21 protein-coding genes are annotated in these 23,115 nt (G+C 53.6%); 18 read left to right on the forward strand and 3 right to left on the reverse strand.

Annotation, left to right across the window (positions count from 1 at the left end; translation table 11 throughout):
• The 18 genes from rsmH to mutT all read left to right on the forward strand — a co-directional run bounded on the left by rsmH (position 1) and on the right by mutT (position 21,388).
• A complete protein-coding gene (rsmH, locus tag KXR87_RS05100) occupies positions 1-942 on the forward strand; it encodes a 16S rRNA (cytosine(1402)-N(4))-methyltransferase RsmH (RefSeq protein ID WP_437431213.1) in 942 nt (313 codons plus the stop codon).
• Positions 939-1,304: a cell division protein FtsL gene (gene ftsL / locus KXR87_RS05105; RefSeq protein WP_437431173.1), complete on the forward strand. Its 366-nt coding sequence runs from the start codon at positions 939-941 to the stop codon at positions 1,302-1,304. Before rsmH ends, ftsL begins: the two co-directional genes overlap by 4 nt.
• Positions 1,305-1,319: 15 nt before the next feature.
• A complete protein-coding gene (locus tag KXR87_RS05110) occupies positions 1,320-3,089 on the forward strand; it encodes a peptidoglycan glycosyltransferase FtsI (protein WP_437431174.1) in 1,770 nt (589 codons plus the stop codon).
• Positions 3,076-4,563: a UDP-N-acetylmuramoyl-L-alanyl-D-glutamate--2,6-diaminopimelate ligase gene (gene murE / locus KXR87_RS05115; protein ID WP_437431175.1), complete on the forward strand. Its 1,488-nt coding sequence runs from the start codon at positions 3,076-3,078 to the stop codon at positions 4,561-4,563. The genes KXR87_RS05110 and murE overlap by 14 nt, the downstream gene beginning before the upstream one ends.
• The gene (murF, locus tag KXR87_RS05120; RefSeq protein ID WP_437431176.1) at positions 4,560-5,918 is read left to right on the forward strand and encodes a UDP-N-acetylmuramoyl-tripeptide--D-alanyl-D-alanine ligase; all 1,359 of its coding nucleotides are present in this window, start codon (positions 4,560-4,562) and stop codon (positions 5,916-5,918) included. The genes murE and murF overlap by 4 nt, the downstream gene beginning before the upstream one ends.
• A complete protein-coding gene (gene mraY / locus KXR87_RS05125) occupies positions 5,912-6,994 on the forward strand; it encodes a phospho-N-acetylmuramoyl-pentapeptide-transferase (protein WP_437431177.1) in 1,083 nt (360 codons plus the stop codon). Before murF ends, mraY begins: the two co-directional genes overlap by 7 nt.
• Positions 6,995-6,996: 2 nt before the next feature.
• A complete protein-coding gene (gene murD / locus KXR87_RS05130) occupies positions 6,997-8,313 on the forward strand; it encodes a UDP-N-acetylmuramoyl-L-alanine--D-glutamate ligase (protein WP_437431178.1) in 1,317 nt (438 codons plus the stop codon).
• Complete coding sequence (gene ftsW / locus KXR87_RS05135; RefSeq protein ID WP_437431179.1) at positions 8,313-9,557, forward strand: cell division protein FtsW; 1,245 nt, start codon at positions 8,313-8,315, stop codon at positions 9,555-9,557. Before murD ends, ftsW begins: the two co-directional genes overlap by 1 nt.
• Positions 9,554-10,621 (forward strand): undecaprenyldiphospho-muramoylpentapeptide beta-N-acetylglucosaminyltransferase, encoded by a 1,068-nt coding sequence (murG, locus tag KXR87_RS05140; RefSeq protein WP_437431180.1) that lies wholly within the window; start codon positions 9,554-9,556, stop codon positions 10,619-10,621. Before ftsW ends, murG begins: the two co-directional genes overlap by 4 nt.
• A 54-nt stretch (positions 10,622-10,675) precedes the next feature.
• Positions 10,676-12,145 carry a UDP-N-acetylmuramate--L-alanine ligase gene (gene murC, locus KXR87_RS05145; RefSeq protein ID WP_437431181.1) on the forward strand — a complete coding sequence of 490 codons (1,470 nt, stop codon included), beginning with the start codon at positions 10,676-10,678 and terminating at the stop codon, positions 12,143-12,145.
• On the forward strand, positions 12,138-13,058 hold the full coding sequence (locus KXR87_RS05150; RefSeq protein WP_437431182.1) for a D-alanine--D-alanine ligase: 921 nt from the start codon (positions 12,138-12,140) through the stop codon (positions 13,056-13,058). Before murC ends, KXR87_RS05150 begins: the two co-directional genes overlap by 8 nt.
• Before the next feature lies 1 nt (position 13,059).
• Complete coding sequence (gene ftsQ / locus KXR87_RS05155) at positions 13,060-13,890, forward strand: cell division protein FtsQ (RefSeq protein WP_437431183.1); 831 nt, start codon at positions 13,060-13,062, stop codon at positions 13,888-13,890.
• The gene (gene ftsA, locus KXR87_RS05160; protein ID WP_437431184.1) at positions 13,890-15,146 is read left to right on the forward strand and encodes a cell division protein FtsA; all 1,257 of its coding nucleotides are present in this window, start codon (positions 13,890-13,892) and stop codon (positions 15,144-15,146) included. Before ftsQ ends, ftsA begins: the two co-directional genes overlap by 1 nt.
• Positions 15,147-15,207: 61 nt before the next feature.
• Entirely contained in the window at positions 15,208-16,359 is a 1,152-nt protein-coding gene (gene ftsZ / locus KXR87_RS05165) for a cell division protein FtsZ (RefSeq protein WP_437431185.1), read from the forward strand.
• 100 nt (positions 16,360-16,459) lie between these two features.
• Complete coding sequence (lpxC, locus tag KXR87_RS05170) at positions 16,460-17,377, forward strand: UDP-3-O-acyl-N-acetylglucosamine deacetylase (RefSeq protein ID WP_437431186.1); 918 nt, start codon at positions 16,460-16,462, stop codon at positions 17,375-17,377.
• 287 nt (positions 17,378-17,664) lie between these two features.
• A complete protein-coding gene (secM, locus tag KXR87_RS05175; RefSeq protein WP_437431187.1) occupies positions 17,665-18,165 on the forward strand; it encodes a secA translation cis-regulator SecM in 501 nt (166 codons plus the stop codon).
• A 56-nt stretch (positions 18,166-18,221) separates the two neighbouring features.
• Positions 18,222-20,927 (forward strand): preprotein translocase subunit SecA, encoded by a 2,706-nt coding sequence (gene secA / locus KXR87_RS05180; protein ID WP_437431188.1) that lies wholly within the window; start codon positions 18,222-18,224, stop codon positions 20,925-20,927.
• 59 nt (positions 20,928-20,986) lie between these two features.
• A complete protein-coding gene (mutT, locus tag KXR87_RS05185; protein WP_437431189.1) occupies positions 20,987-21,388 on the forward strand; it encodes an 8-oxo-dGTP diphosphatase MutT in 402 nt (133 codons plus the stop codon).
• A gap of 42 nt (positions 21,389-21,430) precedes the next feature.
• Here the strand turns inward: mutT and yacG are convergent, their stop codons facing one another.
• The 3 genes from yacG to coaE are packed head-to-tail and all read right to left on the reverse strand — an operon-like array spanning position 21,431 to position 22,998.
• A complete protein-coding gene (gene yacG / locus KXR87_RS05190; RefSeq protein WP_437431190.1) occupies positions 21,431-21,625 on the reverse strand; it encodes a DNA gyrase inhibitor YacG in 195 nt (64 codons plus the stop codon).
• A 9-nt stretch (positions 21,626-21,634) separates the two neighbouring features.
• Positions 21,635-22,378, reverse strand: a complete 744-nt coding sequence (zapD, locus tag KXR87_RS05195; RefSeq protein ID WP_437431191.1) for a cell division protein ZapD — start codon at positions 22,376-22,378, stop codon at positions 21,635-21,637.
• Complete coding sequence (gene coaE, locus KXR87_RS05200; protein ID WP_437431192.1) at positions 22,378-22,998, reverse strand: dephospho-CoA kinase; 621 nt, start codon at positions 22,996-22,998, stop codon at positions 22,378-22,380. The genes zapD and coaE overlap by 1 nt, the downstream gene beginning before the upstream one ends.
• Between the last annotated feature and the right edge of the window lie 117 nt (positions 22,999-23,115).

A 23,115-nucleotide genomic window follows, 5' to 3' on the forward strand; every position in this document is an offset into this window, starting at 1 on the left:
ATGATGGAAAATTTTAAACACACAACGGTGCTGCTTGACGAGGCCGTTAACGGCCTGAATATTCGTCCTGATGGCATCTATATTGATGGCACTTTTGGTCGCGGTGGACACTCGCGCCTGATCCTCTCCCAACTTGGGCCGGAAGGGCGCCTGCTGGCTATTGATCGCGATCCACAAGCGATTGCTGTCGCGAAGACCATTACCGATCCCCGCTTTTCCATTGTGCATGGTCCTTTTTCCGCGCTTGCTGATTATGTCAATGAGCGTGGACTCACCGGAAAGATTGACGGCATTCTGCTCGATCTTGGTGTCTCCTCACCGCAGCTTGATGACGCCGAGCGCGGCTTCTCCTTTATGCGCGACGGTCCGCTGGATATGCGCATGGATCCAACCCGTGGCCAATCGGCAGCTGAATGGCTACAAACCGCTGATGAAGCCGATATTGCCTGGGTTATCAAAACTTTCGGAGAAGAACGTTTTGGTAAGCGTATAGCGCGCGCCATTGTTGAGCGTAATCGCCTTGAGCCGATGACCAGAACGAAAGAGCTGGCAACCGTGGTTGCTGCCGCGATGCCGGTGAAAGATAAGTTCAAACATCCCGCGACCCGTACCTTCCAGGCGGTGCGCATCTGGGTCAACAGCGAGCTGGAGGAGATAGAGCAAGCGCTAAAAAGCTCGATTGAGGTGCTGGCCCCGGAAGGGCGACTTTCTGTCATTAGTTTCCACTCTCTGGAAGACCGTATTGTGAAGCGTTTTATGCGCGAGCAGAGTCGTGGTCCTCAGGTTCCGGCGGGATTACCGATGACAGAAGCACAGCTTAGTAAGCTCGGTGGCCGTCAACTGAGAGCCCTGGGCAAGTTGATGCCGGGTGAGGAAGAAGTGGCAGAGAACCCACGTGCCCGTAGTTCAGTTCTGCGTATTGCAGAGAGGACGAACGCATGATCGGGAGAGTGTCGGAGACCCTGAGCAAGGTTAAAGGATCGTTAGCAAGCAACGAACGCCACGCCTTGCCTGGCGTGATCGGTGACGATCTTCTGCGTTTTGGGAAGCTGCCACTCTGCCTGTTCATTTGCATCATCATGACGGCCGTTACCGTCGTCACCACTGCCCATCACACCCGTTTATTAACGGCGCAACGCGAACAGCTCGTGCTTGAGCGTGATGCGCTGGATATCGAATGGCGTAACCTGATCCTTGAAGAAAATGCCTTAGGCGATCATAGCCGGGTAGAACGGATCGCAACGGAAAAGCTGCAAATGCAGCATGTTGATCCCTCTCAGGAGAATATCGTTGTTCAAAAATAAGGAATCACGCGTCGCATGAAAGCCGCTGCGGTCAAAACGCCAAAACCGAAACGCCAGGAAGAACAGGCCAGCTTTGTTAGCTGGCGTTTTGCCTTGCTGTGCGGCTGTATTTTACTGGCGCTGTGCTTCCTGCTAGGCCGTGTTGCCTTTTTACAAATCATTGCGCCGGATATGCTGGTACGCGAAGGTGATATGCGCTCCCTGCGCGTGCAGGAGGTCTCCACTTCGCGTGGCATGATTACCGACCGTTCCGGTCGTCCGTTGGCGGTGAGTGTTCCGGTTAAGGCAATCTGGGCCGACCCGAAAGAGCTCAAAGATGCAGGCGGCGTCACGCTGGATAACCGCTGGAAAGCGCTGTCTGATGCACTCAACATGCCGCTTGATCAGCTGGCTGCACGAATCAATGCCAATCCCAAAGGGCGGTTCATCTACCTTGCGCGTCAGGTTAACCCCGATTTAGGCGACTACATCAAAAAGCTTAAGTTGCCCGGTATTCACTTGCGCGAAGAATCGCGTCGTTACTACCCCTCAGGTGAAGTGACTGCTCACCTCATTGGTTTTACCAACGTCGATAGTCAGGGCATTGAAGGGGTTGAAAAGAGCTTTGATAAATGGCTTACCGGGCAACCGGGCGAGCGCGTGGTTCGTAAAGACCGCTATGGTCGCGTAATTGAGGATATCTCCTCTACTGACAGCCAGGCGGCGCATAACCTTGCCCTTAGCATTGATGAGCGTCTGCAGGCGTTAGTCTACCGTGAGCTGAATAACGCAGTGGCCTTTAACAAAGCGGAGTCCGGTAGCGCCGTACTGGTTGATGTGAACACTGGCGAAGTGCTGGCGATGGCCAACAGCCCGTCCTATAACCCGAATAATTTCACCGGCACGGCAAAAGATGCGATGCGTAACCGGGCAATTACCGACGTGTTTGAACCGGGCTCAACGGTGAAACCGATGGTTGTCATGACGGCCCTGCAGCGTGGCGTGGTGACGCCCAATACTGTTCTGAATACCGTCCCTTATCGAATTAATGGCCATGAAATCAAAGATGTGGCCCGTTACAGTGAATTGACCCTGACAGGGGTACTACAGAAGTCGAGTAACGTCGGTGTTTCTAAACTGGCGTTAGCGATGCCGTCCTCAGCGTTAGTAGATACTTACTCTCGCTTTGGGCTGGGAAAGGCGACCAATTTGGGGTTGGTCGGAGAACGCAGTGGCTTATATCCTCAAAAACAACGGTGGTCTGACATAGAGAGGGCCACCTTCTCTTTCGGCTACGGGCTAATGGTAACGCCGTTACAGTTAGCGCGAGTCTACGCAACGATTGGCAGCTATGGCATTTATCGTCCGCTGTCGATTACTAAAGTTGACCCGCCTGTTCCGGGTGAACGTATCTTCACTGAATCTATTGTGCGCAATGTCGTACACATGATGGAAAGCGTCGCGCTGCCGGGTGGCGGTGGTGTGAAAGCAGCGATTAAAGGCTATCGCATTGCGATCAAAACAGGGACGGCGAAAAAAGTCGGCCCGGATGGTCGCTATATCAACAAATACATTGCTTATACCGCAGGCGTTGCGCCCGCGAGTAATCCGCGCTTCGCGCTGGTTGTCGTTATTAACGATCCGCAAGCGGGTAAATACTACGGCGGCGCCGTCTCTGCGCCGGTGTTCGGTGCCATCATGGGTGGCGTGCTGCGCACCATGAACATCGAACCGGATGCGCTGGCGACGGGCGAGAAAAATGAATTTGTAATTAATCAAGGTGAGGGATCAGGTGGCAGATCGTAATTTGCGCGACCTTCTCGCTCCGTGGGTGCCAAATGCGCCGGAGCGAACACTGCGGGAAATGACACTCGATAGCCGTATTGCGGCATCGGGTGATCTTTTTATGGCAGTCGTAGGTCATCAGGCGGACGGGCGTCGATATATCCCGCAGGCGATTGCGCAAGGTGTAGCTGCCATTATTGCTGAAGCGAAGGATGAAGCCAGCGATGGTGAAATTCGTGAAATGCACGGCGTGCCGGTCATCTATCTTAGCCAGCTTAGCGAACGCCTTTCTGCGCTTGCGGGCCGCTTCTACGGCGAACCCTCTTCACGCCTGCGCGTAGTTGGTGTGACCGGCACTAACGGGAAAACCACGACCACACAACTGCTTGCGCAGTGGAGTCAGCTGCTGGGCGAAACCAGTGCGGTGATGGGAACGGTGGGCAACGGTCTGCTGGGGAAAGTCATCCCCTCCGACAATACGACCGGCTCTGCCGTGGATGTGCAGCATGAGATTGCCAGTCTGGTGCAGCAAGGTGCAACCTTTGCCGGCATGGAAGTCTCGTCACATGGCCTCATTCAACACCGGGTAGCGGCGCTGACCTTTGCCGCTTCCGTTTTCACAAATTTAAGCCGCGATCACCTTGATTACCACGGCGATATGACCCACTACGAAGCGGCAAAATGGCTGCTCTTCTCGGCGCATCACTATGGTCAGGCCATTGTGAATGCCGATGATGAAGTAGGACGCCGATGGCTCGCCAATTTGCCTGATGCTGTCGCGGTCTCAATGGAAGACCATATTAATCCGAACTGTCATGGCCGCTGGTTAAAAGCTGTCGCCGTTGAATATCACGACAGCGGCGCCACCCTTCGTTTCACCTCAAGCTGGGGGGAGGGTGAAATTGAAAGCCGTCTGATGGGGGCATTCAATGTAAGCAATTTGCTGCTGGCGCTGGCAACGCTGCTGGCGCTGGGCTACCCGCTCGATGATTTATTGAAAACTGCTGCGCGTCTTCAGCCGGTATGCGGGCGAATGGAAGTCTTTAGCGCACCGGGTAAACCGACCGTGGTAGTGGATTATGCTCATACACCGGATGCCCTGGAAAAAGCCTTACAGGCGGCACGGCTGCACTGCACCGGCAAGCTATGGTGCGTATTTGGTTGTGGCGGCGATCGCGATAAAGGCAAACGCCCGCTGATGGGCGCCATTGCTGAAGAATTTGCCGATATCCCGGTAGTAACTGATGACAACCCACGTACTGAAGAGCCTCGCGCCATTATCAACGACATACTGGCAGGTATGGTTGACGCCGGGCGTGCCCGTGTGGTGGAAGGTCGTGCGGAAGCTGTGACCAACGCCATTATGCAGGCGAAAGAAAATGATGTGGTTTTACTGGCTGGAAAAGGGCACGAAGATTATCAGATAGTTGGCGCACATCGCCTGGATTACTCCGACCGCGTGACCGCGGCACGCTTACTGGGGGTGGTGGCATGATTTGCGTCAAACTGAGTCAACTGGTTGCGGTTCTCAATGCTGAACTGCACGGTGCGGATGTGACGCTCGATGCAGTCACCTCGGATACGCGCAAAGTGACGCCTGGCTGCCTGTTTGTTGCGCTCAAAGGTGAACGTTTTGATGCCCATGATTTTGCCGATAAGGCGAAAGAAAGTGGTGCGGGCGCACTGCTGGTCAGCCGTAAACTGGCTATCGACCTGCCGCAGTTAGTGGTTAAGGATACGCGCGTCGCTTTCGGTGAACTGGCCGCATGGGTGCGCCAGCAGGTCCCGGCCCGCGTAGTGGCGCTGACCGGCTCCTCGGGTAAAACGTCAGTAAAAGAGATGACCGCGGCTATCCTCAGCCAGTGTGGAAACACGCTCTATACCGCCGGAAACCTGAATAACGACATTGGTGTACCCATGACCTTGCTGCGGCTGACAAACGAACATCAGTACGCGGTCATTGAGCTTGGCGCTAACCACCAGGGTGAAATAGCCTGGACGGTGGGACTCACGCGCCCTGAAGCCGCGCTGGTGAATAATCTGGCAGCGGCGCACCTTGAAGGGTTTGGCTCCCTTGCGGGCGTGGCGAAAGCGAAAGGTGAAATTTATACCGGTTTGCCTGCCAACGGCATTGCGATCATGAATGCGGATAACAATGACTGGTTGAACTGGCAAGAAATCATTGGCTCACGCAAAGTCTGGCGCTTTTCCCCCAACGCGGCCAACAGCGACTTCACTGCCACCAATATTCACGTCACTTCACACGGTACGGAATTTACGCTGCAGACGCCGACAGGCGGTATTGATGTTGTCCTGCCATTGCCCGGGCGTCACAACATTGCCAATGCGCTGGCAGCCACTGCGCTTGCGATGGCCGTAGGGGCGACACATGAGGCGGTGAAAACCGGCCTCGCCAATCTGCAGGCAGTTGCCGGGCGTCTGTTCCCGGTGCAGCTCGGCGAAAACCAGTTACTCCTCGATGATACCTACAATGCCAATGTTGGCTCAATGACGGCGGCAGCGCAGGTGTTGTCTGAAATGCCGGGGTATCGGGTGATGGTGGTTGGCGATATGGCAGAGCTGGGTGATGAAAGTGAAGCGTGTCATCAACAGGTCGGTGAGACGGCAAAAGCCGTGGGCATCGATCTTGTCATCAGCGTTGGCTCGCTGAGCAGAGCCATTAGTGATGCCAGCGGCGTGGGCGAACATTTTAACGATAAGCCATCCGCGATAGCGCGGTTAAAGACGTTAATTGCTGATAAGCAGATTATTACCATTTTGATCAAAGGATCACGTAGTGCCGCCATGGAAGAGGTTGCACGCGCATTACAGGAGAATAGGGCATGTTAGTTTGGCTGGCCGAACATTTGGTCAAATATTATTCCGGCTTTAACGTCTTTTCGTACCTGACGTTTCGCGCCATTGTCAGCCTGCTGACTGCGCTCTTCATCTCATTGTGGATGGGGCCGCGTATGATTGCCCGCCTGCAAAAACTCGCTTTTGGTCAGGTAGTTCGTAATGATGGTCCAGAGTCCCACTTCAGTAAACGCGGCACCCCGACCATGGGCGGGATCATGATCCTGACCGCCATCGTCGTTTCCGTACTGCTGTGGGCTTATCCCTCCAATCCTTATGTCTGGTGCGTGCTGGTCGTGCTGGTCGGGTACGGCATTATCGGTTTTGTCGATGACTACCGCAAAGTGGTGCGCAAAGATACTAAAGGCCTCATTGCGCGCTGGAAGTATTTCTGGATGTCGGTGATTGCACTTGGCGTAGCCTTTGCACTGTATCTTGCCGGTAACGACACGCCAGCGACCCAGCTTGTGGTGCCGTTCTTCAAAGATGTGATGCCTCAGTTGGGCATTTTCTACATTCTGCTTGCTTACTTCGTCATCGTGGGTACGGGTAATGCCGTGAACCTGACGGATGGTCTTGATGGCCTGGCTATTATGCCGACCGTCTTTGTAGCGGGCGGTTTTGCGCTGGTGGCATGGGCGACGGGTAACATGAACTTTGCCAGCTATCTGCATATCCCTTACCTGCGTCACGCGGGCGAGCTGGTGATTGTCTGCACGGCGATTGTAGGTGCAGGGCTTGGGTTCCTGTGGTTTAACACCTACCCGGCGCAGGTCTTTATGGGCGATGTCGGCTCACTGGCACTGGGTGGCGCGCTTGGCATCATTGCGGTGCTGCTGCGCCAGGAATTTCTGCTGGTGATCATGGGGGGCGTATTTGTTGTTGAAACGCTGTCGGTCATTTTGCAGGTGGGCTCATTCAAACTGCGCGGCCAGCGTATTTTCCGTATGGCACCTATTCATCACCACTATGAACTGAAAGGCTGGCCAGAGCCGCGCGTCATTGTGCGCTTCTGGATTATTTCGCTGATGCTGGTCCTGATTGGGCTGGCAACGCTGAAGGTACGTTAATCATGGCAGATTACCAGGGTAAAAAAGTCGTCATTATTGGTCTTGGTCTGACCGGGCTCTCGTGCGTGGATTTTTTCCTTGCCCGCGGCGTTACGCCAAAAGTGATGGACACCCGTACCTCGCCGCCGGGGCTGGATAAGCTGCCGGAAGAAGTGGAGCGACACCTTGGTGGTCTGAATGATGACTGGCTGCTCAGCGCCGATCTGATTGTGGCAAGTCCTGGTATTGCGCTGGCCCATCCTTCACTCAACGCGGCGTCTGAAGCAGGCGTTGAGATTGTGGGGGATATCGAGTTGTTTTGCCGTGAAGCGCAGGCGCCCATTGTGGCGATCACCGGATCGAACGGCAAAAGCACGGTCACTACGCTTGTCGGCGAAATGGCGACTTCAGCGGGGGTAAACGTGGGCGTCGGCGGCAATATTGGCCTGCCTGCGCTTATGCTGCTGGATGCTGCTCGCGAGCTGTACGTCCTTGAGCTCTCCAGCTTCCAGCTTGAAACCACCTCCAGCCTGCAGGCGGCCGCGGCGACTATCCTCAACGTCACTGAAGATCATATGGACCGTTATCCGTTTGGCCTTCAGCAATACCGTGCGGCGAAATTGCGAGTTTATGAGAAGGCCAGTGTCTGCGTGGTCAATGCGGACGATGGGTTAACCATGCCGGTCCGCGGTGCTGATGAGCGTTGTGTCAGCTTTGGTGTGGATGTGGGCGACTACCACCTTAACCGCCAGCAGGGGGAAACCTGGCTGCGCGTGAAGGGTGAAAAAGTGCTTAACGTTAAAGAGATGAAGCTCAGCGGCCAGCACAACTATACCAATGCGCTGGCGGCGCTCGCGCTGGCGGATGCCGTCGGATTGCCACGTGCCAGCAGCCTCAAGGCGCTGACAACATTCAGTGGACTGGCACACCGCTTCCAGCTCGCGCTTGAGCGTAAAGGGGTTCGCTGGATCAATGATTCCAAAGCGACCAACGTGGGCAGTACTGAAGCGGCACTGAATGGCCTCCATGTGGAGGGCACACTGCATTTACTGCTGGGGGGCGATGGAAAATCAGCCGATTTTACTCCGCTGAAACGCTATATCGGGGGCGACAATGTGCGCCTGTACTGCTTTGGACGTGACGGGGCTGAACTCGCGGCCCTGCGCCCGGACATCGCTGTGCAAACAACCGACATGGAGCAGGCAATGCGCCTTATTGCCAGCCGCGTTCAGCCAGGTGATATGGTTCTGCTCTCCCCGGCCTGTGCAAGCCTTGATCAGTTTAAAAACTTTGAACAGCGTGGTGATGTCTTCACGCGCCTCGCAGAGGAGTTAGGTTAATGCGCTTAACGCTCCCGCGCCTGAGAGTGCCACGCCTGCCAGGATTTGGGATCCTGGCCTGGGTATTTGGGGCATTAAAAGGCTGGGTGATGGGCTCACGCGTGAAAGACGATGACAGTCTTATCATGTATGACCGGACGATGCTGTGGCTGACGTTGGGCCTTGCTGCCGTCGGTTTCATCATGGTGACCTCCGCGTCAATGCCTGTCGGGCAGCGCCTGACTGACGATCCGTTTTTCTTTGCCAAGCGTCATGCGTTGTATCTGTTCCTGGCCTTCTGTTTTGCGATGGTGACGCTGCGCCTGCCGATGGAGTTCTGGCAACGCTGGAGCTCCGCCATGTTGATTGCCGCTATTGTCATGTTGCTGGTGGTTTTACTGGTGGGAAGCTCCATCAACGGGGCGTCGCGCTGGATTGATTTGGGTGTCATGCGTTTCCAGCCCGCAGAATTCACCAAGCTGTCGCTATTTTGTTATCTGGCGAACTACCTGGTTCGCAAAGTTGATGAGGTACGTAATAACCTGCGCGGCTTCCTGAAACCGATGGGCGTCATTATGGTGCTGGCGGTATTGCTGCTGGCCCAGCCTGACCTCGGTACGGTGGTCGTGCTCTTTATTACCACACTGGCGATGCTGTTCCTTGCGGGGGCCAAGCTGTGGCAATTCATCGCCATCATCGGTTCCGGTATTGCCGCGGTAGTGCTGCTGATCCTCGCTGAACCTTATCGTATTCGCCGCGTAACGTCGTTCTGGAATCCGTGGGATGATCCTTTTGGTAGCGGCTACCAGTTAACGCAATCGCTAATGGCTTTCGGACGCGGTGAGCTGTGGGGACAGGGGCTGGGGAACTCAGTACAGAAACTTGAGTATTTACCCGAAGCGCATACCGACTTCATCTTCGCCATTATCGGGGAAGAACTGGGTTATATCGGTGTGGTACTTGCCCTTTTAATGGTATTCTTCGTCGCTTTCCGCGCCATGTCCATTGGACGTAAAGCGCTGGAGATCGATCAACGATTTTCTGGCTTCCTGGCATGCTCTATCGGCATCTGGTTTAGCTTCCAGGCGTTGGTCAACGTGGGTGCCGCCGCTGGCATGTTGCCGACCAAAGGTCTGACGCTACCGCTGATTAGTTACGGTGGCTCCAGTTTGTTGATTATGTCGACGGCCATCATGCTGTTGTTACGTATTGATTATGAAACGCGTCTGGAAAAAGCCCAGGCGTTTACACGAGGTTCACGATGAGCGGTCAGGCGAAGCGGTTAATGGTGATGGCGGGCGGTACCGGCGGGCATGTCTTCCCGGGACTGGCAGTTGCTCACCATTTAATGGATCAAGGCTGGCAGGTACGCTGGCTGGGAACCGCCGATCGCATGGAAGCCGATCTGGTGCCAAAACATGGTATCGAGATCGACTTTATTCGTATCTCAGGTTTGCGTGGTAAGGGCCTGAAGGCCTTACTGCTTGCCCCTTTGCGTATTTTCAATGCCTGGCGTCAGGCGCGCGCCATTATGAAGCGCTACAGGCCGGATGTGGTGCTGGGCATGGGGGGTTATGTTTCAGGTCCCGGTGGGCTGGCGGCCTGGTCGTTGGGTATTCCGGTCGTCCTCCATGAACAAAACGGAATTGCCGGGCTGACCAATAAGTGGCTGGCGAAAATTGCTACCAAAGTGATGCAAGCTTTTCCCGGGGCATTTGCGAAAGCGGACGTAGTGGGTAACCCGGTACGTGTCGATGTGCTGGCGCTGCCCTTGCCACAGGATCGCCTGCCCGGTCGTGAAGGGCCGGTACGTGTGCTGGTTGTTGGCGGTTCGCAGGGTGCGAGGGTGCTGAACCAGACGATGCCGCAGGCAGCGGCAAGGCTTGGTGATACGGTCACTATCTGGCATCAGAGTGGTAAAGGTGCGCAGCACGCCGTTGAACAGGCGTATGCCGAAGCGGGCCAGACCCGGCATAAGGTTACAGAGTTTATTGATGATATGGCACAGGCCTATGCCTGGGCCGATGTCGTGGTATGTCGTTCGGGTGCGCTGACGGTCAGCGAAATCGCGGCGGCAGGTTTACCGGCGCTGTTTGTGCCTTTTCAGCATAAAGACAGGCAGCAATACTGGAATGCGCTGCCGCTGGAAAAAGCGGGTGCGGCGAAGATTCTGGAGCAACCACAGTTCACGGTGGATGCTGTTGTCCAGACGTTAACGAGCTGGAACCGTACTGAATTACTGGCGATGGCGGAGCGTGCACGTGCCGCTGCTATCCCGGACGCCACCGAGCGTGTGGCAAACGAAGTGAGCCTGGCAGCCCAGGCTTAATACTGGCGATGCCTTTTGCGTCGCGCGAATTTGAAGTGGTAGATGGCATAAAGAATGAATACACAACAACTGGCAAAACTGCGTTCAATCGTGCCCGAGATGCGTCGCGTCCGGCACATTCACTTTGTTGGCATCGGTGGTGCTGGCATGGGCGGTATTGCCGAAGTTTTAGCCAATGAAGGGTATCAGATCAGCGGTTCCGATCTGGCTCCAAACCCGGTTACGCAGCAACTGGCTGCGCTGGGGGCCACAATCTATTTTAATCACCGCCCTGAAAACGTTAGCGATGCAAGCGTTGTGGTGGTGTCGAGCGCCATCTCCGCTGATAACCCGGAAATTGTGGCAGCTAACGAAGCACGTATTCCGGTTATCCGTCGTGCGGAAATGCTCGCTGAGCTGATGCGCTTTCGCCATGGCATTGCCATTGCCGGTACGCACGGCAAAACCACAACCACGGCGATGGTTTCCAGTATTTATGCAGAAGGTGGGTTAGATCCTACTTTCGTCAATGGCGGACTGGTCAAAGCCGCAGGCGTGCACGCGCGCCTTGGTCATAGCCGCTATCTGATTGCGGAAGCGGATGAAAGTGATGCGTCATTCCTCCATCTGCAACCTATGGTGGCCATTGTCACCAATATCGAAGCTGACCATATGGATACCTACCAGGGCGACTTCGAAAATCTGAAAACCACCTTTATCAACTTCCTGCACAACCTGCCGTTTTATGGCCGTGCTGTGATGTGCGTGGATGACCCCGTCATCCGCGAATTACTGCCACGTGTAGGTCGTCAGATTACCACCTATGGTTTTAGTGAAGATGCTGACGTGCGCGTACAGGACTATCAGCAAAAAGGCGCACAGGGCCACTTCACCCTGATTCGCCAGGATAAGCCTGAGCTGCAGGTGACGCTGAATGCGCCGGGTCGTCATAATGCCCTGAATGCAGCCGCCGCCGTTGCGGTGGCAACAGAAGAAGGTATCGATGATGAAGATATCCTGCGCGCGCTGGAGAATTTCCAGGGCACCGGACGTCGCTTTGATTTCCTTGGTGAGTTTCCGCTGACCTCCGTTAACGGCAAAACGGGTACCGCCATGCTGGTGGATGATTACGGTCACCACCCCACTGAAGTTGACGCAACAATTAAAGCAGCTCGTGCGGGTTGGCCGGATAAAAACCTGGTCATGATCTTCCAGCCACACCGCTACACCCGTACGCGTGATCTTTATGATGATTTTGCCAATGTGCTCACCCAAGTGGACGCGCTGTTAATGCTGGATGTTTATTCCGCCGGCGAGGCGGCAATTCCAGGAGCTGACAGTCGCTCGTTATGCCGTACTATTCGAGGTCGTGGCAAAGTAGATCCCATTCTGGTATCCGATCCGACGCAGGCCGCCGCCATGCTCGCACCCGTGCTTACCGGTAACGATCTCATCCTGATCCAGGGGGCTGGAAATATCGGCAAAATTGCACGTCATCTGGCTGAGGTGAAGCTTATGCCGCAGGAGGAGGAGCATCATGGCTGAGAAAGTCGCCGTCCTGCTGGGCGGCTCTTCTGCTGAGCGTGAGGTCTCCCTGAATTCGGGAGCTGCGGTACTACAGGGATTGCGCGAAGGCGGTATCGATGCACATCCGGTCGATCCACGCGAAGTGGATGTCACGACGCTGAAATCCCTGGGCTTCGATAAGGTCTTTATTGCTCTTCACGGCCGCGGCGGTGAAGATGGCACGCTGCAAGGGTTACTGGAACTTATTAAGCTGCCCTATACCGGTAGTGGCGTAATGGCATCTGCCCTGTCGATGGATAAGATGCGCAGCAAGCTGCTCTGGCAGGGTGCAGGGTTGCCCGTTGCAGCGGGCGTTGCCGTTACGCGGCAAGAATTTGAAATTGGACTTAAGAACGACGTTGTTCAGCGCATTGAAGGGCTGGGGTTACCCGTTATTGTCAAGCCCAGCCGCGAAGGGTCAAGCGTGGGTATGTCAAAAGTGGAGGAAACTGGTGCATTGCCAGCCGCTTTAGCGCTTGCGTTTCAACATGATGATGAAGTTTTAATCGAAAAATGGCTCAGTGGGCCGGAATTCACGGTTTCGATACTCGGTGAAGAAATTTTACCGTCAATTCGCATCCAGCCCGCCGGAACCTTCTATGATTATGAGGCGAAGTATCTCTCTGATGAAACAAAATATTTCTGCCCGGCAGGTCTGGATGCGGAAGATGAAGCCAAATTACAATCTCTGGTGCTAAAAGCCTGGCAGGCGCTTGGTTGCCGCGGCTGGGGACGCATAGACGCAATGAAAGACAGCGATGGGCAGTTTTATTTGCTGGAAGCGAATACATCGCCAGGTATGACCAGCCATAGTCTGGTTCCTATGGCAGCGCGCCAGGCGGGGTTAAGTTTTACCCAGCTTGTGGTGCGAATTTTGAATCTGGCGGAGTGATATGTCTCAGGCTGCGCTGAACACGAGAAATCGCGATGTTGAAGAGGCTCCGGCTTCGCGTCGCAGTAATGGAACGCGTCTTGCAGGCATCCTGTTCCTGCTGACGGTGCTATGTACCGTGTTGGTAAGCAGTTGGGTCGTACTGGGCTGGATGGAAGATGCACAACGTTTGCCGTTGTCGAAACTGGTCGTTACGGGCGATCGCCATTACACCCGTAACGATGATATCCGGCAGTCGATCCTGGCTTTAGGCGCCCCTGGCACCTTTATGACCCAAGATGTCAACATTATCCAGAGCCAGATTGAGCGGCTACCCTGGATAAAGCAGGCAAGTGTGAGAAAACAATGGCCTGATGAATTGAAGATTCATCTGGTTGAATTTGTGCCCATAGCACGTTGGAATGATCAGCACTTAATGGATACCGACGGTAATGCGTTTAGTGTTCCTGCCGATCGAACCAGCAAGCAGGTTTTACCTATGCTGTATGGCCCGGAAGGGAGTGAAAGCGAAGTATTACAAGGCTTCCGTGACATGGGGCAAGTGCTGGCGAAGGATAAATTCACGTTAAAAGAAGCGGCAATGACGGCACGACGTTCGTGGCAATTGACCCTCAATAACGATATCAAGCTCAATCTTGGGCGAGGCGATACGCTAAAACGCCTGGCACGGTTTGTTGAACTGTACCCTGTGTTACAGCAGCAAGCCCAGGTTGATGGCAAAGAGATAAGCTACGTGGATTTACGCTATGACTCTGGCGCGGCGGTAGGTTGGAAACCGGCCCCGGCACAGGACCCTAATCAGCAACAGAATCAGGCACAGGCAGAGCAATAATGATCAAGGCGACGGACAGAAAACTGGTGGTTGGACTGGAGATTGGCACCGCGAAGGTGGCCGCTTTAGTAGGGGAAGTTCTGCCTGACGGTATGGTCAATATCATTGGCGTGGGAAGCTGCCCGTCCCGCGGTATGGATAAAGGCGGCGTGAATGACCTGGAATCGGTGGTGAAGTGCGTACAGCGCGCCATCGATCAGGCCGAGCTAATGGCCGATTGCCAAATCTCCTCGGTATATCTGGCACTGTCAGGTAAACACATAAGCTGTCAGAATGAAATTGGCATGGTGCCGATCTCAGAAGAAGAAGTGACGCAGGAAGACGTAGAAAACGTCGTGCATACCGCTAAATCCGTGCGCGTGCGCGATGAACATCGTGTTCTGCATGTGATTCCTCAGGAATATGCTATTGACTACCAGGAAGGTATCAAGAATCCGGTTGGCCTATCCGGCGTGCGTATGCAAGCGAAAGTACATTTGATTACCTGCCACAATGACATGGCGAAAAACATTGTTAAAGCCGTGGAACGATGTGGGCTGAAAGTTGACCAACTTATCTTCGCCGGACTTGCCTCCAGCTACTCCGTGTTAACGGAAGATGAGCGTGAACTGGGCGTCTGCGTTGTCGACATCGGCGGTGGTACAATGGATATGGCGGTCTATACCGGTGGAGCGCTGCGCCATACTAAAGTTATTCCCTACGCGGGGAACGTGGTGACCAGCGATATCGCTTACGCTTTTGGTACGCCGCCGAGCGATGCCGAAGCAATCAAAGTGCGCCACGGTTGTGCGCTGGGGTCGCTGGTTGGCAAAGACGAAAGCGTTGAAGTGCCAAGCGTTGGCGGACGTCCGCCACGCAGTCTGCAGCGACAAACGCTGGCAGACGTGATTGAACCGCGCTATACCGAGCTGCTCAATCTGGTCAACGATGAGATTTTGCAGCTACAGGAACAGCTACGTCAGCAGGGGGTGAAACACCACCTTGCGGCAGGTATTGTTTTAACCGGCGGCGCCGCGCAAATCGAAGGCCTGGCGGCCTGTGCGCAACGCGTTTTCCATACGCAGGTGCGTATTGGTGCGCCGCTGAATATCACTGGCTTAACAGATTATGCCCAGGAACCGTACTACTCGACGGCGGTGGGCCTGCTGCACTACGGGAAAGAGACACATTTAAGTGGTGAAGCAGATGTTGAAAAACGCGTATCCGTCGGCTCATGGTTCAAGCGAATCAACAGCTGGCTACGTAAAGAATTTTAATTTTTCAGAGACCGGGGCACATTAACGGTCTCAGGCGACAGGCACAAAACGGAGAGAAATTATGTTTGAACCTATGGAACTGACCAACGACGCGGTGATTAAAGTCATCGGCGTCGGTGGCGGCGGCGGTAATGCCGTTGAACACATGGTGCGCGAGCGCATCGAGGGTGTTGAATTCTTCGCAGTAAATACCGATGCACAGGCATTACGTAAGACTGCGGTGGGTCAGACCATCCAGATTGGCGGTGGCATCACCAAAGGTCTGGGCGCTGGGGCTAACCCAGAGGTCGGCCGTAATGCAGCGGAAGAAGACCGTGAAGCACTGCGCGCTGCGCTGGATGGTGCGGACATGGTCTTCATTGCTGCGGGTATGGGTGGTGGCACCGGCACGGGTGCAGCGCCAGTCGTAGCTGAAGTTGCAAAAGATTTAGGTATTCTGACCGTGGCTGTCGTCACCAAGCCTTTCAATTTCGAAGGCAAGAAGCGTATGGCGTTTGCGGAACAGGGTATCGCTGAACTGTCCAAGCATGTGGACTCACTGATCACCATCCCGAACGACAAATTGCTGAAAGTTCTGGGTCGCGGTATTTCGTTGCTGGATGCGTTTGGGGCAGCAAACGACGTACTGAAAGGTGCAGTCCAGGGTATCGCTGAACTGATTACCCGTCCGGGCCTGATGAACGTCGACTTTGCGGACGTGCGTACCGTGATGTCTGAAATGGGTTATGCCATGATGGGTTCCGGCGTTGCGAAAGGCGAAGACCGTGCAGAAGAAGCCGCCGAAATGGCAATCTCTTCTCCGTTGCTGGAAGATATCGATCTCTCTGGTGCCCGTGGCGTGCTGGTCAACATCACGGCAGGCTTCGACCTGCGTCTGGATGAGTTCGAAACCGTCGGCAACACTATCCGTGCGTTTGCATCGGATAATGCGACCGTGGTTATTGGTACTTCGCTTGATCCGGATATGAATGACGAACTGCGTGTTACTGTCGTTGCGACCGGCATCGGCATGGACAAGCGTCCAGAAATCACGCTGGTAACCAATAAACAGCAGCAGCAACCGGTGATGGATCGCTACCAGCAACATGGTATCCCGGCAATGCAGCAGGAGCAGAAATCTGCATCCAAAGTGGTAAACGACAATACGCCGCAGACCACTAAAGAGCCGGATTATCTGGATATTCCTGCATTTTTGCGTAAGCAGGCTGACTAAGAATTCGCTGGAAGTTGGGCTTCGTCGCTCTTTGTGCTAAACTGGCCCACCGATTGTGTAGTACACTTCGGTTGGATAGGTAATTAGGCGAGATTATACGATGATCAAACAAAGGACACTTAAACGTATCGTTCAGGCGACTGGCGTCGGTTTGCATACCGGCAAAAAAGTCACGCTGACGTTGCGCCCTGCGCCGGCCAACACCGGGGTCATCTATCGTCGCACTGACTTAAATCCTCCGGTAGATTTCCCGGCTGATGCTAAATCTGTGCGTGATACCATGCTCTGTACGTGTCTGGTCAATGAGCATGACGTGCGGATTTCCACGGTTGAGCACCTTAACGCTGCTCTGGCTGGTTTGGGTATCGACAACATTATTGTTGAAGTTGATGCGCCAGAAATCCCGATTATGGACGGCAGTGCTGCACCGTTCGTTTATCTTCTGCTGGATGCAGGCGTCGAAGAGTTGCGTAGTGCGAAGAAATTCGTACGAATCAAAGAGACGGTGCGCGTTGAAGACGGCGATAAGTGGGCAGAGTTCAAACCGTACAATGGTTTTTCTCTGGACTTCACCATCGACTTCAACCACCCGGCGATCGATGCCAGCACGCAGCGTTATGCGATGAACTTCTCTGCCGATGCATTTATGCGCCAGATTAGCCGTGCGCGTACCTTCGGTTTCATGCGCGATATCGAATACCTTCAGTCCCGTGGTTTGTGCCTGGGCGGTAGCTTCGATTGTGCCATCGTTGTTGACGATTATCGCGTATTGAACGAAGACGGTTTGCGCTTCGAAGATGAATTTGTTCGCCATAAAATGCTTGATGCAATTGGTGACTTGTTCATGTGTGGTCACAATATTATTGGTGCATTTACCGCGTTCAAATCCGGTCATGCTCTGAATAATAAGCTGTTACAGGCGGTTCTGGCCAAACAGGAAGCCTGGGAATATGTGACTTACGAAAACGATGCTGAACTGCCGCTGGCATTCAAAGCGCCGTCACTGGTTCTGGCGTAATCCAGCGCTAACGCAGTAGACGTAAATTCGACTGGTATTTCTGACAAACTCTCTCCTGTCAGGAAACCAGTCGTTTTTTATTGGTTCCTTATCTGACTTTCCTTTTCCAGACAACCATGCCTGTTTACCTGCAATGACCTGTGCGATCGCTGCTTTACTGGTCAATTTTACTCGCTTAACCCTTTATTAACGCTGCTGTCCTCGTTCATTAATGGTAATATCGGTGCGCATAATTACAGGTTCCGAAGTCTGGACAGACACATTCAAGTATTTTTTTGGTGGATTGAGTGAGCGGATTACTGACGCGCTGGCGACAATTTGGCAGACGTTATTTCTGGCCGCATCTCTTACTGGGGATGGTCGCGGCGAGCTTAGGCTTGCCTGCGCTAAACAGCACCGAGCACACTGAACCTGCCAGAGCGACAACCCGTAATCATGAAGGCGCAGGAACGGTAAACTTTACCAACCTTGCCTTGCTGGAAGGGACCCGTCGCCCCAACTTTACCGTCGATTACTGGCATCAACATGCCATTCGAACCGTCATCCGCCATCTCTCTTTCGCGATGGTGCCTCAGGCGCTTCCGGTCATTGAAGAAGCGCTGCCGATTCAGGCACAACGCCTTGCGTTACTGGATACGCTCAGTGCCCTGTTGACGCAGGAGCGCAGACCGCCCACGGTTGTGAGTGAGTCTCGCTATGCTGGTTTTCCTTCCCATTCTCTTTTTACTATCAGTACCTGGATAAGCCAGGTGCAGGGCATTCGTGCCGGACCTCAACGCCTTAGCTGAAAAATAACCTTCAACTACTTTTTGCCTCCGCAGAGCGGGGCGTTTGAGATTTTATTATGCTTATCAAATTATTAACTAAAGTTTTCGGTAGTCGTAACGATCGTACATTGCGTCGTATGCGTAAAGCAGTCTCTTTAATCAACGCGATGGAACCTGCGCTTGAGAAGCTCTCTGACGATGAGCTGAAAGGCAAAACTGCAGAGTTTCGTGCCCGTATTGAAAAAGGTGAGACGGTTGAGAGCCTGATCCCAGAAGCATTTGCGGTGGTTCGCGAAGCCAGTAAACGCGTCTTTGGTATGCGTCATTTCGACGTGCAGTTGCTCGGTGGCATGGTGCTGAACGAACGCTGTATTGCAGAAATGCGTACCGGTGAAGGTAAAACGCTGACGGCGACGCTCCCTGCTTACCTGAATGCGTTAAGTGGTAAAGGCGTACACGTTGTTACCGTGAACGACTATCTCGCCCAGCGAGATGCGGAGAACAACCGTCCTTTATTTGAGTTCCTGGGCTTAACGGTTGGTATCAACTTACCCGGTATGCCTGCGCCAGCGAAACGTGCGGCTTATGCAGCAGACATTACCTATGGTACGAATAACGAGTACGGTTTTGACTACCTGCGCGATAATATGGCGTTCAGCCCTGAAGACCGCGTGCAACGTAAGCTGCATTATGCTCTGGTCGATGAGGTGGACTCCATTCTGATCGATGAGGCGCGTACGCCGCTTATCATCTCCGGCCCGGCTGAAGACAGTTCTGAGCTCTACCGTAAAGTTAACAACATCATTCCCCATCTGGTACGTCAGGAAAAAGAAGATTCCGACACCTTCCAGGGCGAGGGCCACTTCTCGGTTGATGAGAAATCTCGTCAGGTTAACCTGACTGAACGTGGTCTGGTTATGATCGAAGAATTGCTGGTCAACCAGGGCATCATGGCTGAAGGTGAGTCGCTCTACTCTCCAACTAACATTATGCTGATGCACCATGTCACCGCGGCATTGCGTGCACACGCACTGTTCACCCGTGACGTTGACTACATCGTTAAAGATGGCGAAGTCATCATCGTTGATGAACATACCGGCCGTACCATGCAGGGGCGCCGCTGGTCTGACGGTCTGCATCAGGCTGTCGAAGCAAAAGAAGGCGTGGATATTCAGAACGAAAACCAGACACTGGCCTCCATCACCTTCCAGAACTATTTCCGTCTGTATGAAAAACTGGCCGGTATGACCGGTACAGCAGACACCGAAGCCTTCGAGTTTAGCTCTATTTACAAACTCGACACTGTCGTGGTGCCAACAAACCGCCCTATGATCCGTAAAGACATGCCGGATCTGGTCTACATGACCGAAGCGGAAAAAATTCAGGCGATCATTGAAGATATCCGTGAACGTACCGCTGCCGGGCAACCTGTTCTGGTGGGTACGATCTCTATCGAGAAATCTGAAGTAGTCTCTAATGAGCTGACCAAAGCAGGCATTAAACACAACGTTCTGAACGCAAAATTCCATGCCAAAGAGGCGGATATTGTTGCGCAGGCCGGTTATACCGCTGCGGTGACTATCGCCACCAACATGGCGGGCCGCGGTACTGACATCGTATTGGGCGGGAGCTGGCAGGCTGAAGTGGCTGAGCTGACCGATCCGACGCCGGAACAAATCGCCCAAATCAAAGCAGACTGGCAGGTTCGCCATGATGCCGTACTGGCTGCTGGCGGCTTGCATATCATCGGTACCGAGCGCCATGAATCTCGCCGTATCGATAACCAGTTACGTGGCCGTTCCGGTCGTCAGGGTGATGCTGGCTCCTCTCGTTTTTACCTCTCTATGGAAGATGCGCTGATGCGTATTTTTGCCTCGGATCGCGTGTCGGGCATGATGCGTAAACTGGGGATGAAACCAGGCGAAGCCATTGAACACCCGTGGGTGACCAAAGCCATCGCTAATGCGCAGCGCAAAGTAGAAAGCCGCAACTTTGATATTCGTAAACAGTTGCTGGAGTACGATGATGTGGCGAACGATCAGCGTCGTGCCATTTACACTCAGCGTAATGAACTACTGGATGTTTCTGATGTAAGCGACACCATCAACAGTATTCGTGAAGATGTCTTTAAAGCCACTATTGACGGACATATCCCGCCGCAATCGCTCGAAGAAATGTGGGATATCCCAGGGCTGCAGGAGCGTCTGAAAAACGACTTCGATCTTGATCTGCCGATTGCTGAATGGCTGGATAAAGAACCCGAGTTGCATGAAGAGACACTGCGTGAGCGTATTCTTGAGCAGGCTATCGAGGTTTACAAACGCAAGGAAGAGGTTGTCGGTGCCGAAATGATGCGTCATTTCGAAAAAGGGGTCATGCTGCAGACTCTCGATTCTTTGTGGAAAGAGCATCTGGCGGCAATGGATTACCTGCGTCAGGGCATCCATCTGCGTGGCTATGCGCAGAAAGATCCGAAGCAAGAGTACAAGCGTGAATCCTTCTCCATGTTCGCGGCAATGCTGGAATCACTGAAGTATGAAGTGATAAGTACCCTCAGCAAAGTGCAGGTGCGTATGCCAGAAGAAGTGGAAGCTATGGAGCAGCAGCGTCGTGAAGAAGCAGAGCGCCTTGCTCAGATGCAGCAACTGAGTCATCGCGATGACAACGCGGAAGCGGCGGCAGATCTGGCGGCACAGACAGGCGAACGTAAAGTAGGTCGTAACGATCCTTGCCCGTGCGGTTCCGGTAAAAAATACAAACAGTGCCATGGCCGACTGAGCTAAAAGGTACGCATTACAGAGAGAGGCGCAGATATCTGCGCCTTTTTTATGGAGTTATCACCATGAAAATACTGCAAATCGCCGTGGGGATCATTCTTGATCCGCAAAAGAGGATCTTTATCACGCAACGTGCTGCGGATGCACACATGGCAAACAAATGGGAATTTCCGGGCGGAAAAATTGAGCAGGGCGAATCCCCTGTTCAGGCGGTCATTCGTGAACTTGATGAAGAGGTGGGGATCCGTGCGCAATCTCCCCGACTGTTTGACACGCTGGAATACCAGTTCCCCGATCGTCATATTACGTTGTGGTTCTATCTCGTCGAACAGTGGGAAGGTGAGCCGTGGGGAAAAGAGGGGCAACCGGGAAGCTGGGTCGAGCTGGCCGCTCTTGATGCCGGGAAGTTTCCTCCCGCAAACGAACCCGTTATCACAAAACTACGCCAGTTAGCGCAAGATATTTGAGGCTGAGGCCGTGCGAGAGCGCTTATCCCGCACGGGTTTCACTTAGCGTTGTTCTTCACTCCAGTCGTCACTGTCCGTGAGATCCCCTGAACTTGGGATGCGTTTCTCTTCTGCTGCCCATTCGCCAAGATCGATCAACTGGCAGCGTTTCGAGCAAAAAGGACGATAAGGGCTGGATTCGTTCCAGACCACGGACTTGCCACAGTTGGGGCAATTAACATGCATAATTTCTGACATAGTAACTCCTTAACAACAGGCCAGTTCGAAATCCAGTCGTTCTGGCACGACGCCGTTTTCACTGTCGAGCGGTAAGAACCGGATAGCAAAGCGGCTCTTATGACCTGAGATTTGCGGATAAAGCTGAACGGCAAGGGGGAGTTGCAGGCGTAGCAGGTCTGCATCTTCGCCATTATCCTGGTAAAAACCATTCAGGCTGGTTTGTTTACGAAACTCAGCTGAGTTGCGAACCAGATCCAGGATCAGCGACAGCGTGTGGACAAGAGGTGCAAGACTTTCAAGCCATATATTGACCTGCGCATCACGGTGGGCCTGCGGCATATGCAACCAGACATGTAGCGTGGGCAGATCGAAGCTACAGCAGCCTCCGGGAATGCTCAGGCGCTGGCGAACCAGACCAATCAACCTGTCTTCACGCATAAGCTGACCGACTCGTGGGGCGCTCATGAGCATACTGCCCGTCTCTTTCAGCTGCTGGCGCAGGGCGTCAATCCGGCTTAAATCAACGCCCGGAACTTCTATCCAGGCTTTTAATTTTCGTTGATGGCGCTCAAGTTCTTTCAGTAATTCAGTGCGAATATCGCCACGTTCAAACACATCCAGCAACTCACCGGCGTTACGGAAAAAATGTAGCGCATCGGCATGGTCGACAAGAGGAAGGCGAACGGTCAGTTGTTGTAGTAAAAACTCGATACGCAGCCAGGTACGCATTTTTTCATTTAAAGGGTGTTCAAAAAGTACGTGGGTCTGCATTAGGGGGTTTCCTGTGATACGACCTGCGATGCGTAGCCCAGATAGGCTGCATGCAGGCGGGCAACATCTGATTCAATAGCCTCTGGTGCGCCATTATTGTCAATGACATCGTCTGCAACCGCAAGGCGCGCTTCCCGGGTGGCTTGCGCAGCAAGAATTCGCTCCGCATGTTCCCGACTGACGCCATCGCGCTGCATCGTTCGTAAAATCTGCGTTTCTGTCGAAACGTCAATAACCAGCACCCGATCGGCTTTATCCTGCAAGTGGTTTTCAACCAGTAAAGGGACCACCCAAAGCACATAAGGGGAGGTAGCAGCGGCAAGCTGTTGTTGGGTTTGCCGATGAATCAGCGGATGCAAAAGTGCGTTTAACCAGGTTTTATCGGACGGTGAAGCGAATACCCGATCGCGAAGTGCGCGTCGGTTTAGCGAGGCATCCTCATTGAGGATTTCAGAACCGAAATGGTCAACGATGGCCGCTAATGCCGCTGTTCCCGGCTCTACAACCTGCCGGGCGATAACATCGGCATCCACAACAACAATCCCCTGTCTGGAAAAGGCATCTGCCACTGTACTCTTGCCGCTACCAATACCGCCGGTTAATGCAACCGTATAACTCATAGCGCTTGTTCTCAAAAAATGTCAGTCCTGAAGATAAACCGGATATTTTTGACGCGTCCCGATCAGCATTACGACTGTTAAAAAACGAGCGAAGCGTGAAAAATGAAAAATACATTT

This window comes from Yokenella regensburgei (assembly GCF_051486985.1).
Classification (GTDB): domain Bacteria; phylum Pseudomonadota; class Gammaproteobacteria; order Enterobacterales; family Enterobacteriaceae; genus CBFFRJ01.

What these genes read in the sequence shown, in the direction of transcription:
- rsmH (WP_437431213.1), top strand. Translation starts at nt 1, where the DNA reads ATGATGGAAAATTTTAAACACACAACGGTGCTGCTTGACGAGGCCGTT.
- ftsL (WP_437431173.1), top strand. Translation starts at nt 939, where the DNA reads ATGATCGGGAGAGTGTCGGAGACCCTGAGCAAGGTTAAAGGATCGTTA.
- KXR87_RS05110 (WP_437431174.1), top strand. Translation starts at nt 1,320, where the DNA reads ATGAAAGCCGCTGCGGTCAAAACGCCAAAACCGAAACGCCAGGAAGAA.
- murF (WP_437431176.1), top strand. Translation starts at nt 4,560, where the DNA reads ATGATTTGCGTCAAACTGAGTCAACTGGTTGCGGTTCTCAATGCTGAA.
- mraY (WP_437431177.1), top strand. Translation starts at nt 5,912, where the DNA reads ATGTTAGTTTGGCTGGCCGAACATTTGGTCAAATATTATTCCGGCTTT.
- murD (WP_437431178.1), top strand. Translation starts at nt 6,997, where the DNA reads ATGGCAGATTACCAGGGTAAAAAAGTCGTCATTATTGGTCTTGGTCTG.
- ftsW (WP_437431179.1), top strand. Translation starts at nt 8,313, where the DNA reads ATGCGCTTAACGCTCCCGCGCCTGAGAGTGCCACGCCTGCCAGGATTT.
- murG (WP_437431180.1), top strand. Translation starts at nt 9,554, where the DNA reads ATGAGCGGTCAGGCGAAGCGGTTAATGGTGATGGCGGGCGGTACCGGC.
- murC (WP_437431181.1), top strand. Translation starts at nt 10,676, where the DNA reads ATGAATACACAACAACTGGCAAAACTGCGTTCAATCGTGCCCGAGATG.
- KXR87_RS05150 (WP_437431182.1), top strand. Translation starts at nt 12,138, where the DNA reads ATGGCTGAGAAAGTCGCCGTCCTGCTGGGCGGCTCTTCTGCTGAGCGT.
- ftsQ (WP_437431183.1), top strand. Translation starts at nt 13,060, where the DNA reads ATGTCTCAGGCTGCGCTGAACACGAGAAATCGCGATGTTGAAGAGGCT.
- ftsA (WP_437431184.1), top strand. Translation starts at nt 13,890, where the DNA reads ATGATCAAGGCGACGGACAGAAAACTGGTGGTTGGACTGGAGATTGGC.
- ftsZ (WP_437431185.1), top strand. Translation starts at nt 15,208, where the DNA reads ATGTTTGAACCTATGGAACTGACCAACGACGCGGTGATTAAAGTCATC.
- lpxC (WP_437431186.1), top strand. Translation starts at nt 16,460, where the DNA reads ATGATCAAACAAAGGACACTTAAACGTATCGTTCAGGCGACTGGCGTC.
- secA (WP_437431188.1), top strand. Translation starts at nt 18,222, where the DNA reads ATGCTTATCAAATTATTAACTAAAGTTTTCGGTAGTCGTAACGATCGT.
- mutT (WP_437431189.1), top strand. Translation starts at nt 20,987, where the DNA reads ATGAAAATACTGCAAATCGCCGTGGGGATCATTCTTGATCCGCAAAAG.
- yacG (WP_437431190.1), bottom strand. Translation starts at nt 21,625, where the DNA reads ATGTCAGAAATTATGCATGTTAATTGCCCCAACTGTGGCAAGTCCGTG.
- zapD (WP_437431191.1), bottom strand. Translation starts at nt 22,378, where the DNA reads ATGCAGACCCACGTACTTTTTGAACACCCTTTAAATGAAAAAATGCGT.
- coaE (WP_437431192.1), bottom strand. Translation starts at nt 22,998, where the DNA reads ATGAGTTATACGGTTGCATTAACCGGCGGTATTGGTAGCGGCAAGAGT.